Here is a 13,237-nt window from a genome sequence, read left to right as displayed (position 1 = left end):
ACTCGCTGCTCACGGCGTGACGATCGCGAAGTTCGGATCGGGGCGGTCGAACAGGCCGTTGAGTTTCTGTAGGGCGGCGATATTGCCGTCGACCTTGATCTCGCCCTTGATGATCGCGTCCGCGACGCTGCCGCCCGCGAGCATCGCGCTGGCGAATGTGGCGCGGGTCAGTGTGAGGGTGGCGTCGGGGGCGGGCAGAGCGTCGTTGGGGGTGCGGGCGTAGTGGATCAGCACGCCATTGCGCAATTCGACACGCTGCGTGCGGTTTTCGGCATCGGTGAAGCGCCAGTCGGTGGTGGCCTTGATGTCCCAGGCCTTGGGGCCGTTGACGAACAGTGAGATGGCGTCGAAGGCCTGGTCGATGGTCAGTGCCGCCAGCATGCCCTGTGCGTTGGCCTTGGTGGGGGTGCCGAACGGTCCGTTGCGCAGTTCGTAGGCGCCGCTGAGGTAGAAGTTGCGCCAGGTGGCGTTTTCCGCCCCGTACGCGAGTTGTTCGAAGACGCTGGCCTGCAGATGTTTTGCCTTGGTGTCATCCGGATCGGCGAAGATCACGTAGTTCACCAGCTGCGTGGCCCACCGGTAGTCGCCACCGTCATAAGCCTTTTGCGCCTTCTTCAGCACCTCCTTCGCACCACCCATGGCATCGACGTGTCGCTTGGCCGATTCGACCGGCGGATGTTCCCACAGATGTGCCGGATTGCCGTCGAACCAGCCCATATAGCGCTGGTAGATGGCCTTGACGTTATGGCTGACCGACCCGTAATAGCCATGGGTCGACCACTCCTTCGTGATCGCGGGCGGCAGCTGCAGCATTTCGGCGATCTCGCTGCCGACATAGCCCTGGTTCAGCAGGCGTAGCGTCTGATCGTTGAGGTAGGCGTACAGATCCCGTTGTACCGCAAGGAATTCCACGATCCGGTCGGTGCCCCAGACCGGCCAGTGGTGCGAGGAGAAGACCAGATCGGCATTGCGGCCGTACAGGTTGATCGACTCGGTGAGATAGCGCGACCACACATGCGGGTCGCGCACCAGCGCGCCGCGCAGCGTGACGATATTGTGCAGCGTGTGGGTGGCGTTCTCGGCCATACACAGCATGCGGCGGTCCGGAAAATAGAAGTTCATCTCCGACGGCGCCTCGGTGCCCGGCGTCAGCTGGAACACCATGCGCACACCGTCGATGATCTCCTCTTGGCCGGAGTGCGTGATATCGACGGTCGGGTCGATGAGTGTCGTGGTGCCGATCGAGGTGGTCTGGCCCAGGCCCGCACCGACCTGCCCCTTGGGGCCGCGGGGCAGGGCCGCGCCGTACATATAGGCCGCGCGCCGGGACATCGCGGTGCCCGCATAGATATTCTCGGCAACCGCGTGTTCGAGGAAGCCGGACGGCGCGAGCACCGGACAGCGGCCCGCCGCGACATCCTCTCGGGTGGTGACGCCGAGCGCCCCGCCGAAGTGGTCGACATGCGAATGCGAGTAGATGAGACCGGTGACCGGGCGATTGCCGCGATGGGCGCGGTAGAGCGCGAGTCCGGCCGCCGCGGTCTCGGTCGAGATCAGCGGATCGATGACCACTACGCCGCTATTGCCTTCGATCAGCGTCATATTCGACAGGTCGAGACCGCGGATCTGATAGCAGCCCGGTGCGATTTCGTACAGGCCCTGTTTGACCGTCAGCTGGGACTGCCGCCACAAGCTCGGATTCACCGACAGCGGACAGGGGTCGCGCAGGAAGGCGTAGGAGTCGGTGTCCCACACCACCTTTCCCCCGGCGTCCTTGACCGCGCCGGGCTCGAGCGAGGCGATCCAGCCGCGATCGGCATCGGCGAAATCGGTGGTGTCGGAGAAGGGCAGCGTCGCGGCGACCCGCCTATTGGCATCGGCGATGTGATCGCTCGGATCTGTGGGTGCGCTGGCGGGGTTCACCTCATCGGAGTCGCCGCACGCGGTCAGACCGACGCCGACGCCAGCCACCGCCAGTGCCGCCGCTCCGACTCCGAATACCCCGCGGCGCGACACCCGCGGTGTCCGGTTGCCGTCGTTGTCCTGGTGCTCGACCATCGTTTGCTCCTGTCCGTCCTCGGCGACCCACCGTAGCCGCTATTGCAGTGCGACTGCAATAGAGTGCTAGTCTGGGTGCCGTACCAGCGGATGCCCCGTGCGGTCGCTGTGATCGGATGCGGATATGAGTGAGAGCAGTGCGGGCGCCCGACGCAGGCGCAATCCGGAACAAACACGCGCCGCGATCATCGCCGCCCTGCTCGCGGCGATTCAGGACGGCGAACTCGATCCGACCGGTAAGCGCATAGCGGCCAGGGCCGGGGTCTCCGAGCGCAGCGTCTTCGTGCACTTTCCCGGACGCGACGACCTGCGGGTCGCGGTGGTCGAGGTGCAATCGGAACGGGTCGAGGCGTTGATCGCGACGCCGGATCCGCGACTGCCGCTGGCCGAGCGCATCGATGCGGTGGTGCGCCAGAGCGAGGCGATCTTCGCGCTGCAGCGCAATCCCCGGCTGCTCGGGTTGCTCGAATCCCATACCGTGCCCGGTGTGGACGCGCGAATGCGATTGACCGACAGACGAATTCGCGATGCACTGGCCCGTACGTTCGCATCGGAGCTGACCGGCGACGGCGGCGTCGACGAGCAACTGCTCGATCTCGTCGACGCCGCCGTCGGCTGGCCCACCCGGCACCACCTCGTCGAACGCCGCGGCCGGTCCCAGGCCGAGGCGTCCGCGGCCATTCGCCGGACCTTGTTCGCGCTACTCGGTTAAGCGTTGGCGGGGGCCTCGGCCTCCGGTTCCGGCGGGGCCTGCTCGACCGTGCGCTTGGGACCGGTGAACCAGTGCTTGGCCGATACCGCCCACCAGATGCCGATCGCGCCGACCACACCGACCAGGGTGATCGGTGCGTAATTGACGGTGTTCCAGGTGAATTCGCCGTTCCACGGGTAGCCGCGGTCATCGGTCGGCAGGATGAACAGCACACTGATCAACACGATCCAGACCAGGGCGATCACACCAACCGGTCGATACCAGGGGCCGAGTTGCCAAGGGCCGGTACGGAATCGGCTGCCGTGGAGCTGGCGCAGCAGAATCGGGATGCCATAGGCGATATAGAGGCCGATGGTGGCGACCGAGGTCGCCGCCGCGTAGGCCGTCGGCGCATTGGCCGCGGGTACCAGCATCGACGGAATCAACAGCACGAACGAGAAGAACGAGATGAACAGCACGGCGTGCACCGGTACCTTGCGGGCCGAAAGTCGTGACCAGTAGGCCGATCCCGGTACCGCGCCGTCGCGGGAGAACGCGAACAGCATGCGCGAGGCCGAGGTGACCGAGGCGTAACCACAGAACAGCTGGGCGATCGCGGCGATGATCAGCAGCAGACCCGACCAGAACGAATTCAGCGAGTTCTCCAGGATATAGATCACCGGGTAGCCGCTGTTCTTGTCCGGATCCAGTGCGTCATCGAGATTCGGAATGGCGAAGGTCACCGCCATGATGAGCAGATATCCGGCAACGGCGGAGACGACGATGGTATTGATGATGCCTTTCGCCGCGGTGCGCGCCGCGTCGTGGGTCTCCTCGGACATATGCGCCGACGCGTCATATCCGGTGAAAGTGTATTGCGCGTGCAGCAATCCGAGCAGGAAGCTGAACGCCACGCCGCCGAAGCCGACCGCGCTGTTGTCGACGGTCTCGGTGAAGACGAACCCGACGCTCTGATGCTGGCTCGCGCCGAAACCGAGCACGATGACGAAGATCGCCACACCGCCGACATGCCACCAGGCCGAGATGTTGTTGATGACCGCGGACAGATGCGGGCCGATCGCATTGAGCACGGCGTGCAGGATCAGGATCGCGGTGAAGACGAGAAAGATTGCGGTGCGGTCGGTTCCGATATCGATGCCGATGACGTTCAGCACCGCGGTGGTGAAGATCGCCGCGCCGTAGTCGATGGCGGCGGTCACCGCGATCTGGCCGATCAGGTTGAACCATCCGGTGAACCAGCCCCAGACCGGACCGCCCAACTCCGAGGCCCACCAGTAGAGACCGCCGGAAGTCGGGTAGGCGGAGGCCAATTCGGCCATTGCCAGCCCGACGAACAACACCATCACCGACACCAGCGGCCAGCCCCATGCCATGGTGATCGGACCGCCATTGGCCAGCCCGATGCCATAGCTGGCCAGACCGCCGGTCAGGATCGAGACGATGGTGAAACTGATGGCGAAGTTGGAGAATCCCGACCAGGACCTGGCCAGTTCCTGTTTGTAGCCGAGTTCGGCGAGGCGACGTTCGTCGTCGGATGGTGCGTTGGCTTCGGTCATGATCGCTCCCGGGTGAAAACGCCGCCCTCATACAGCGTTTGCCAGAAGCTAAGTCTGAAGTGAGTGCTGGTCAATCGTGGGGAAATATGGAAACCCGACTGTAATTTCCCCGCAATCGCCCGCCGTCGCCGCAATCTCCGGAATCCGTGATAGGCAGGACAGATGAAACCGATGCGCTCCTCCTATGACGTGGTGGTGGTCGGCGGTGGCCATAACGGGTTGGTGGCCGCCGCGTATCTGGCGCGGGCCGGGCGGTCGGTACTGGTGCTGGAGCGGCAGGATCACACCGGTGGGGCCGCGGTCTCGGAGCGGGTGTTCGCGGGTGTCGATGCGCGATTGTCGCGGTATTCGTATCTGGTGAGCCTGCTGCCGCGCCAGATCGTCGAGGAGTTGGGTCTGCGATTCGCGACGCGGCGCCGGCGGATCTCGTCGTATACGCCGGTCGGGGACGGCGGGTTATTGGTCGACACCGCTTCCGAGGCTCGGACCAGGGACAGTTTCGTGCGGCTCACCGGATCCGATCGTGATTTCCGGGCGTGGCAGCAGTTCTACGGCGCGACCGGTCGGCTCGCCCGACGCGTGTTCCCGACGCTGACCCAACCTTTGCCGTCGCGCTCGTCGCTCGAGCGGTTGGTCGACGATGCCGACACCTGGGCGGCGCTGTTCGAGCGGCCGCTGGGGGAGACGGTCGAGTCGACCTTCACCGATGACACCGTGCGCGGTGTCGTGCTCACCGACGCGCTCATCGGGACCTTCACCCACGCGCACGACCCGAGCCTGCGGCAGAACCGCTGCTTCCTCTACCACGTGATCGGCGGCGGCACCGGCGACTGGGATGTGCCGATCGGCGGTATGGGCGCGCTCACCGACGCGCTCGCCGATGCGGCCCGTGCCGCCGGGGCGGAACTGGTCACGGGCAGCGAGGTGACCGAGGTCGAATCCGACGATGTCACGGCGGAAGTGCGCTATCGGGACGGCGTGGTCGGCGCGCGGCAGGTGCTGGTCAGTGCGGCACCACACGAGCTCACGCGGTTGCTGGGCATCCCGGGGGAGCCGAAACCCGAAGGCTCGCAACTGAAGGTGAATATGGTGCTGCGGCGGCTACCCCGGCTGCGCGACATCGCGACCGATCCGCGCGAGGCCTTCGCCGGAACATTCCATATCGCCGAATCGTATTCGCAACTGGAACAGGCCTATCGCGAGGCCGATGCCGGACGGATCCCGTCCGCCCTGCCGTCGGAGATCTACTGCCACACCCTGACCGATCCGTCGATCCTCGCACCCGAGTCCCGCATGCATACCCTCACACTGTTCGGATTGCACACTCCGGCAAGGCTTTTCGAATCCGACCCGGAGGCGGCGAAGGCAATGGCGGTGAAAGCCGCACTCGCTCAACTGGATGCGGTACTCGCCGAACCTCTCGCCGACTGCCTCGCCGTGGACGAGTACGGCGCGCCCTGTATCGAAGCGAAATCGCCACTCGACCTGGAGCATGAGGTCGGCCTGCCCGGTGGCCACATCTTCCACCGAGACCTGGCCTTCCCGTACCGCAGCGACGAGACCGATACCCCTGCCGCTCGCTGGGGCGTGGCGACCGATGTGCCGAATGTCTTCCTCTGCGGTGCGGGCGCGGTACGCGGCGGCGGAGTCAGCGGTATCCCCGGGCACAACGCCGCCATGGCGGTCCTCGAGACGCGCTGACTACGGCGCCGTCAAGACCGCCCGGATCTCGTCCACGCTCGGATTCACCAGCGACTGCCCTCGTACGATGACCGTCGGCGTCACCTCGTCCCCGCCGGTGATCGCCCGAACCGCGGCGGCCGCTTCCGGGTCCTTGATGGGGATGGTCCGGAACGGAATGCCGGCCCGGCGCAGCCCGATGCCGAGTCGAATGCAGTACGGGCAGAACGTGCGCCAGTAAATGGTGATCGGTTCGGTGGTTTCGGATCGATCGGATCCGGGCACGGGTTCCCTCCCCTGAGCGATATCGGATGGACGTCATCGACCTTACGGCTCTGGACCTGCTCTACGGGTGAACTCGCCGCAGGTCACGCCGATGTCGGCCGAATTGTCGGCCGGAGAGAGCGCTGTCCGCATCCTCTGTGTGTGTAGCACCACTAAGAAGTCCAATGATGTTGATTCTGTATAACTGTCCAATCGGAGGCGCCCGAAATCGGATGTTCTGTGGCGGCTTTCGTCGGAGGATTCGTGTTCGTCCATGATGGATCCCGGTAGCGGCGTTCGGGATTCCCGCGTTCGGTGCCCATTACTCGGTGGCGGCTCGTGTCGCGCGGTGGCGGCCCGAATTATAATGCGGGTCACATCAAGATCGATGTCGAATAAGTCAACGGCAATTGGTGAGCAAACGTTAACGATTGGGTCACGTTCAGTTTTCATGCAGCGGTTTCGATGGGCTCGCTTCCCGAAGTCGACCCTGTGAGGAACCAAAATATGTTGATGAGGAAATTCGCCGCGACCTCGGCGCTACTGATCGCGGCGCTCGGTGCTACGGCCGGAACCGTTTATGCCGCACCGGACTCCGACAGCGGTGCCGTGAACTACTCGGCCACCGCCACCCCGACCTCGACCATCATCAAGACCGAGGCCGGTTCGCTCGTCGACGAGAACGGCGTCTTCAAGATCAAGGCCGCAGACGGCACCACTGTTGCGGGCACCGAATTGTCCTTCCGGGTGGACGACTTCGTCTTTCCGATCGCCGCGGATATCCGGGATCGGACTGCGACGCTGACCCCGCAGTTCGATATGGCGCACGCGGCCTACAAGCCGGTCGCGCTGCCCTTCGAGGACAAGGCCCCCTGGAAGTCCGAATACGACCGTGAGCAGGCCGCCTTCAACCGCATGAAGGACACCATCGCCATGGGCGCCACCATCGGCACCCTGGTCGGCGGTCTCGGCGGCGGCGCCATCGGCTGCGTCCTCGGCGGTATCGCCGGTGCGACCGTTGCCTCGGCCACCATCGTCGGTCTGTTCGGTGCGTTCATCCCGGCCGCGGCCATCGGCTGCATCGGCGGCATCGTCGCCATCGGCGCCCTCGGCACCGTAGCCGGACAGCTGTTCGTCACCGCCCCGGTCGCCATCGCCGCCGCAGTCCAGTACTTCACCACCATCAACCAGCCGTTCAACGCGCCGAAGTAATTTCGGCACAGCACTGGCGGCGCCCGGATAGCCACCGGGCACCCGACTCCAGAGCGGGCACCCCGTACCCGGGGTGCCCGCTCTGCTGATTCCCCGGCCGAGCGCTCGCGGGAATCCGGGAACAGCGGTCGAGGAAATGGGCGGTCATCGACCTGGCGCGATGCTCGGCTGATCACCGGTTGGACTGCGGGCGGGCTAGCATGCTCAGGCTGTTCCAGAGAGTCTGGAAGCAGAAGAGGATAGCGATGAACTTCGAAACCAAGCGTGTTCCGCGGATCGCCCTACTCTCCGCAATGGCCGGTGCCGCAATGCTTATCGGTGCTGGTGCCGCCGCGGCCGATGACTGGCCCTCGGACGGCGGCGGCGCATTCGAGGTATACGAGACCAAGAATTTCGCGGTCCAATCCGACCCCGACTACTGGAACCCGCTCTCCGACCGAAACCGCCTGACCTCCCCCTACGGCACCGGCACCCGCATCGTCTGCACCAGCTTCCATGGCGTACAACAGGATTGCTGGCAAGCCGACTCCAACGGCAACCCCCACAAACTCACCATCGCCCCGCTCGACGTCCCCTACGCCGGCTCCAGCCAAACCGGCCACTTCGCCCCCAAACACTACGTCTACCCCAACTAACCCCCAGCCTTGGTCGCGAGAACGTTAGTTGAGGAGTCCGTGCCATGGAGTTGCGCCAGCTGCGTTATTTCGTCACCGTGGCCGAGGAATTGCACTTCGGGCGGGCGGCTGAGCGGCTGCATATTGCCCAGCCTGCGGTGAGTCAGCAGGTGCGGCGGCTGGAGCGGGAGTTGAAGGTCCAGTTGCTGGATCGGTCGCCGCGACGGGTGCGGCTGACGGAGGCCGGGGTGCGGTTTCTGCCCGCGGCGCGCAGTGTGCTGAGCGCGGCCGATCAGGCGCGGGCATCGGTGGCCGATCTGGCCGGTGCGCGGGCGGAGGTGTTCCGGCTGGGCACGGTCACCGGGCTGGGGGCGCGGCTGGACACCATCCTGGATGCCTTTGCCGAGCGCCTTGCGCAGGTGCGAATCGAGTTGGTCACCCTGCCGGTGCGTGAGCGATTGGCGCAGGTGGCCGACGGTCGACTCGATGCCGCCTTCGTGCGCTCGCCCGCTGTCGAGGACACTGCCGACCTGGAGTATCTGCACGCCTGGGACGACCGACTCGTCGCGGCTCTGCCCGCCCGGCACCCGCTGGCCGCACAGGAGTCGGTGCGATTGGCCGATTTGGCGTCGGTGCCACTGCGGCTGACCGAACGGCGCAATCATCCGGCGCTGGTGGATCTGGTGTTGATGTCTTGTCAGCGTGCGGGTTTCGAGCCGGTGCCCGCGCCGACCGCGACCACCCTGCAGGACAATTTGGCCGCGATCGGCACCGCCGCGGCCATGTGGACGGTGATCTACGCCGCCAATGCCGACCAGGTGCACAACCCCCGGGTGGTCTTCCGGCCGTTCGCGGACGGTGGCATGAGCCTGCCGACCGCCGTGGCCCTGCGCGCCGGCGCCGACGCACCGGGTTCGGAGCTGCTGCGTGCGCTCCTACCGGCCGAAAGCACATACGACCTCGGACAATAAGGACTCGTTATCGCTGTGTGAAGGAACTGACCCTTGGTCGATGATCTTTGTTCGGGTGAACTGATGACAGGCCGCCGAACCGGGCGAAAGACCACAGTGGAAAGCCCGGATACGGTCTGTCCCAACCCCTTTCAGTGAGGAGATGCAGTCATGCCCATCGTCACCGTGCAGCAGGGCCCGCGCACCATCGAACTCAAGCGGGATCTGGTCCGCCGGATCACCGACGCCTTCGTCGACGCCTACCAGGTTCCCGCCGAGACCGTGCAGGTCTGGATCCACGAGACGCCCGCCGATAGCTGGGGTGCGGCCGGGCAGTTGACCGCCGATAAGAAATAGCCGGTCGAGGGACATCGACGCCCGGCCGATACCGTCGCGGCTATGCCGATGAAGCATGAACGTCCGCGGTGGTTGCCGGTCGGGCCGACGGTGCTGGTCTTGTTGTCGGCCGGAGCGGGCGCGACGGATGGGTTGGTATTCACCGAACTGGGCAAGGTGTTCGCCAGCGTCCTGACCGGCAACTTGGTGTTGCTCGGTGCGGCCGTCGGCATCCCCGGCATCGAACTGACGCCGCCGCTGGTGGTTCTCGCCAGCTATTTCGTCGGTGTCGCGGCGGCGGCGCGCTGGTGTCGCGGCAGGCCTGCGGGGCCGCTGCGCATCGCACGTCTGCGGCACTGCCTCGCGGGCGAGGCGGCATTGGTGGTCGTGGTGGCCGCTGTCGCCGTATTCGCCGGTGCGGTCGGTGTGGCTCGCCTGCTGCTGCTCGGTGCGGCCGCGCTCGCAATGGGGGTCCAGTCGGCCGCTGTCCTCATCATCGATCGCCGATCACCCACGACCTACATGACCAGCACCTTCACCGGTCTCGTCAGCGATCTCGTCGCCGACCGCCGCATCGAACCGCTCGCCGTCGCCCGTATCGCCGCCGTGGTATTCGGCGCCGCCGCCGCGGTCGCACTCTATTCCGCAAGTGCCCATTGGGGTTTCGTCATTCCCGCCGCGCTGATCGCATCGGCGGCCGGTCTCGCAGGTACCCGCTGGTGGCTTGATGGCGCGCTACCGGTTTCATCGACGTCGGACGAATAGGTGACGTCGTGTCGATGCCGGGATTCGGTGACGGCAGGGCTGAATCAGTGGCTCGAATTCGATTCGGACGAATCCGGACCGAAGTGCTGTTGCAGGAATAGGATCCGGTTCCTGGTAGTACGGGTGTCCGGATGATCCGAGCCGAGGATGCGCTCTTGGTCGGCGAGCAGTTGCTCGTTCTCGGTGAGGGTCCGGCTCATGTTCTGGCCGCCGCGATTAGCCGCGATATTACTTCGGGTGGTGAGCGTATCGACATGGTCGGCGCCCAGTATGCGCTCACGGTCGATAGCCACCTGCTCGAACTCGGCGATGGACCGGTCGAAGTCGCCGGACTCGCCATGCCAGTAGGCGATGCTGTGGCGGGTCGCGAGAGTGTTGGGATCGTCGGGGCCGAGGATGCGCAACTGGTCGACCAAGAGGCGTTCGAGTTCGGCTATTGCTCGGGGGATTTCACCGTTTTCGCCGTGCCAGTAGGCGATGCTGTGGCGGGTGTTCAGGGTGTCGGGGTGGTCCGGGCCCAGCACGGAAGTCTGATCGTGCAGAATCCGTTCGTATTCGGCTGCGGCTCTGGCGGGTTCGTCGCTTTCGCTGGACCAGTAGGTGAGGCTATAGCGGGTGTTGAGGGTATCCGGGTGGTCGGCGCCGAGGATGCGGACTTGATCGGTGAGAAGCTGCTCCAGCTCGGCGACGGCTCGCGCGATGGCGCGTGCGGCGGTGTCGTCGAGACCGAGCAGGCTCCTCGGGTTGTGCGCTGCCTCGGCGACGTCGTACAGGCCGCGCACGTTGGTGAGGTTGAGGCGAGTGGTCAATGTGCGCGGATCATCGAGGCCGAGTACGCGCAGTTCGTCGGTCAGCACCGCTTCGAGTTCCGCGACGGCTCTCCGCATATCGCCGCTTCGGCCACGCCAGAAGGCGAGTTGGTGCCGGACGAACAGCGTGCCGGGATGATCGGGACCACACACCTCGGTAAAGGAAGGGAGCCACGCGGCGTACATATCGCGGTTGGCCGCTGGGCGCACCGTTTCCAGGCCGAGGAGCAATTCTTTCGCAGAATCAGCATCGCCGTATTCGAGATAGTGCCGGGCGCCGGACCCACGGATGTACTCGGTCACCTGCTGGGAGACCCGGGTTCCGCTCGTGACCGCCGACTCGATCGCGATCCCGATCGCCGCCGCAATCGCGCCGTGTGTCGCGGTGCTCTCCCAGCCGAGACGCTCGGTCTCGGCCGCTAGTGTCGGAAGCAACGCAGCGTGCGCAATTCCGAGAGATTCCCGCGCGGTACCGGCTCGACTTCGCGTGACCAGCACGCCCAGTTCGACGACGAGGTCACGGAGCACGGCGGTATGCAATCCGGACACGACGAACTGCGCCAGAGCGGATTCGAGCAACTCGATCGGCAGCACCGGACCCGCCCCGCCCGCGACCAGAATGGCGAGCAAGGCCGCGAGCACCTCGGCGGTATCGGGATCCGCGGCGTGCAGTGCGCCGTGAACTCGATGCAGTACAACGGTTTCGAGCCCGATGCCAGCGGCGATGTCCGCATCGGTAATGCTGGAGTGGACCTCGATGAGCAGCCGGGCCAGCAGCCACCCGCCCGTGACGGCACGCGTATGACCGATGGTTGGTGTTTGCGCGGAAAAGCTGGTGGGGGTTTCCGCGAGCAAGGCATCGATCCAGCGCACCCACAACTGTGGATCGGTCGGTTCGAGCTGGTGCCGGGTGGATTCGAGCACCATGGCGGCGATGTCCTCGGCACTCGGCGGCAGGAGTTCGATGCGGTGCAGATGCGCGAGCTCCGGCAACTCCGCGACGCCCGTACCGGCACGCACGCCGAGAATCACACGCACATGGGTGAATTCGTCGACGCGGGTCAGCTCGGCCACATGCCGGACGAGGTGTTCCCGGGTTCCGGCCTCGAGTTGGTCCATGCCGTCGAAGACGATGGTGATCCGGCGACCGGGTGCCCGGAGCCGGGCCAGCGGCCGCTGTACCTCGATATCGAACACGTCGAGTTCGGGGTCGTCGGATTCGTCGACGACGTGGGCGGCATCGCGAAATCCGGGTACTCGGTGCGACAGCTGCGCGGACAGTTCACCGGTCACCGACTCGAGTGAGCTGCCGACGGTGAGAAATACTGCCGCGGTGACATATTCGGGCGCGATCGCCAGCCCGTCGACCAGACTCGGTCGAATGAGCATCGCCATCAGCGTGGACTTCCCGGACCCGGCCGGGCCGACGACCGTACGCAGACGGTGGCCACCGGTCTCGACGATCTCGGCGAGACGCTCACGGATGACATCGGTGAGCAACAGCCGACGGGTGAGCTGATCGACGAATCCGGCTGCGGGACGGCCGGTTATCGCATCGCGCCGCCGAGCGGCATTGGGCACCAGCCACAGTCCGGGATCACCGCCCGGGGTGGTCGACAATGCGCCGGAGGTGAACGAAAGATGTTGCGGTTGTTGGCGTTTGCAGGTGCTGCCGATGGGCTCGACCAGATCGGATGGCAGCAGATTCTCACCGCGCAGCGGCAGGCCGCCGGTGAAGGTCTCGACCATGGTCCGGGTGAAGCAGCCCGCGTAGGCGGGGCCTTCGCCGGAGGCGACGAGCAGTTCCATCCGTCCGGACGAGCGGGTCAGCAGATCGGTCCAGCGGCGGGCCGCACCCTGCACACCCTCCCCGCTCTCGCAGGCATCGATGAGCACGATCAGACCGTCGAGCGTGGATCCGTTGAGTAGTTCTCGAATGCCCTGGGTCAGGTGGAATGCGGTGCGCGAGTTGGGCAACACCGGCGGTGAGTCACACGCGAGCAGGAAGAAGTCCTCACCGGCGGTCGCCACGCCGTGCCCGACGAAGCCGATCAACAGGGTCGCCCGCTGCTCCGAGGCGGCAGCGAAGGCATCGTTCACTGCCTCGGTCAACTCGTCCGCAGTCGGGTCCAGCACCGGCCCCCGGTGTGCGGTGGCAGGTTGCCAGCCGCCCGCGGCACTGAGATTCGCGTAGAGCTCGGTGGCCAGCTCACCCGGAAAGCCGAGTCCGGGCAGCGCGGCGCACTCGGACCCCACCACCAGCGCCAATCTGCCACCCATA

11 protein-coding genes are annotated in these 13,237 nt (G+C 65.7%); 7 read left to right on the top strand and 4 right to left on the bottom strand.

Annotated elements, in window-relative coordinates:
- Nucleotides 1–9 precede the first annotated feature (9 nt).
- On the bottom strand, nucleotides 10–2,058 hold the full coding sequence (locus tag ACQP0C_RS26225; protein ID WP_433724058.1) for an alkyl/aryl-sulfatase: 2,049 nt from the start codon (nucleotides 2,056–2,058) through the stop codon (nucleotides 10–12).
- A 124-nt stretch (nucleotides 2,059–2,182) separates the two neighbouring features.
- Here ACQP0C_RS26225 and ACQP0C_RS26220 point away from each other — a divergent pair, with 124 nt between their 5' ends.
- Entirely contained in the window at nucleotides 2,183–2,770 is a 588-nt protein-coding gene (locus ACQP0C_RS26220) for a TetR/AcrR family transcriptional regulator (RefSeq protein ID WP_433724056.1), read from the top strand.
- On the opposite strand, the gene ACQP0C_RS26215 is transcribed toward ACQP0C_RS26220, so the two are convergent.
- The gene (locus ACQP0C_RS26215; protein ID WP_433724054.1) at nucleotides 2,767–4,326 is read right to left on the bottom strand and encodes an amino acid permease; all 1,560 of its coding nucleotides are present in this window, start codon (nucleotides 4,324–4,326) and stop codon (nucleotides 2,767–2,769) included. The genes ACQP0C_RS26220 and ACQP0C_RS26215 overlap by 4 nt on opposite strands.
- A 171-nt stretch (nucleotides 4,327–4,497) precedes the next feature.
- On the opposite strand from ACQP0C_RS26215, the gene ACQP0C_RS26210 reads away from it, so the two are divergent.
- Nucleotides 4,498–6,027 carry a phytoene desaturase family protein gene (locus ACQP0C_RS26210; protein WP_433734659.1) on the top strand — a complete coding sequence of 510 codons (1,530 nt, stop codon included), beginning with the start codon at nucleotides 4,498–4,500 and terminating at the stop codon, nucleotides 6,025–6,027.
- On the opposite strand, the gene ACQP0C_RS26205 is transcribed toward ACQP0C_RS26210, so the two are convergent.
- A complete protein-coding gene (locus ACQP0C_RS26205; protein WP_433724052.1) occupies nucleotides 6,028–6,291 on the bottom strand; it encodes a glutaredoxin family protein in 264 nt (87 codons plus the stop codon). It lies immediately after the preceding gene.
- A 486-nt stretch (nucleotides 6,292–6,777) separates the two neighbouring features.
- Here ACQP0C_RS26205 and ACQP0C_RS26200 point away from each other — a divergent pair, with 486 nt between their 5' ends.
- The 5 genes from ACQP0C_RS26200 (at nucleotide 6,778) to ACQP0C_RS26180 (ending at nucleotide 10,147) form a co-directional block, all read left to right on the top strand.
- Complete coding sequence (locus ACQP0C_RS26200) at nucleotides 6,778–7,482, top strand: hypothetical protein (protein WP_433724050.1); 705 nt, start codon at nucleotides 6,778–6,780, stop codon at nucleotides 7,480–7,482.
- A gap of 245 nt (nucleotides 7,483–7,727) precedes the next feature.
- Entirely contained in the window at nucleotides 7,728–8,117 is a 390-nt protein-coding gene (locus tag ACQP0C_RS26195) for a hypothetical protein (RefSeq protein WP_433724048.1), read from the top strand.
- Between the two features lie 44 nt (nucleotides 8,118–8,161).
- Complete coding sequence (locus ACQP0C_RS26190; RefSeq protein ID WP_433724046.1) at nucleotides 8,162–9,067, top strand: LysR family transcriptional regulator; 906 nt, start codon at nucleotides 8,162–8,164, stop codon at nucleotides 9,065–9,067.
- A 150-nt stretch (nucleotides 9,068–9,217) separates the two neighbouring features.
- Nucleotides 9,218–9,403 carry a 4-oxalocrotonate tautomerase DmpI gene (gene dmpI / locus ACQP0C_RS26185; RefSeq protein WP_433724044.1) on the top strand — a complete coding sequence of 62 codons (186 nt, stop codon included), beginning with the start codon at nucleotides 9,218–9,220 and terminating at the stop codon, nucleotides 9,401–9,403.
- 42 nt (nucleotides 9,404–9,445) lie between these two features.
- Complete coding sequence (locus tag ACQP0C_RS26180) at nucleotides 9,446–10,147, top strand: DUF1275 family protein (RefSeq protein WP_433724043.1); 702 nt, start codon at nucleotides 9,446–9,448, stop codon at nucleotides 10,145–10,147.
- 44 nt (nucleotides 10,148–10,191) lie between these two features.
- Here the strand turns inward: ACQP0C_RS26180 and ACQP0C_RS26175 are convergent, their stop codons facing one another.
- On the bottom strand, nucleotides 10,192–13,236 hold the full coding sequence (locus ACQP0C_RS26175; RefSeq protein ID WP_433724041.1) for a tetratricopeptide repeat protein: 3,045 nt from the start codon (nucleotides 13,234–13,236) through the stop codon (nucleotides 10,192–10,194).
- Between the last annotated feature and the right edge of the window lies 1 nt (nucleotide 13,237).

It is taken from the genome of Nocardia sp. CA-129566 (assembly GCF_050956075.1).
Classification (GTDB): domain Bacteria; phylum Actinomycetota; class Actinomycetes; order Mycobacteriales; family Mycobacteriaceae; genus Nocardia.
Note: the sequence above shows the minus strand (reverse complement) of the source record. Positions and strands in the feature narration are given on the sequence as shown.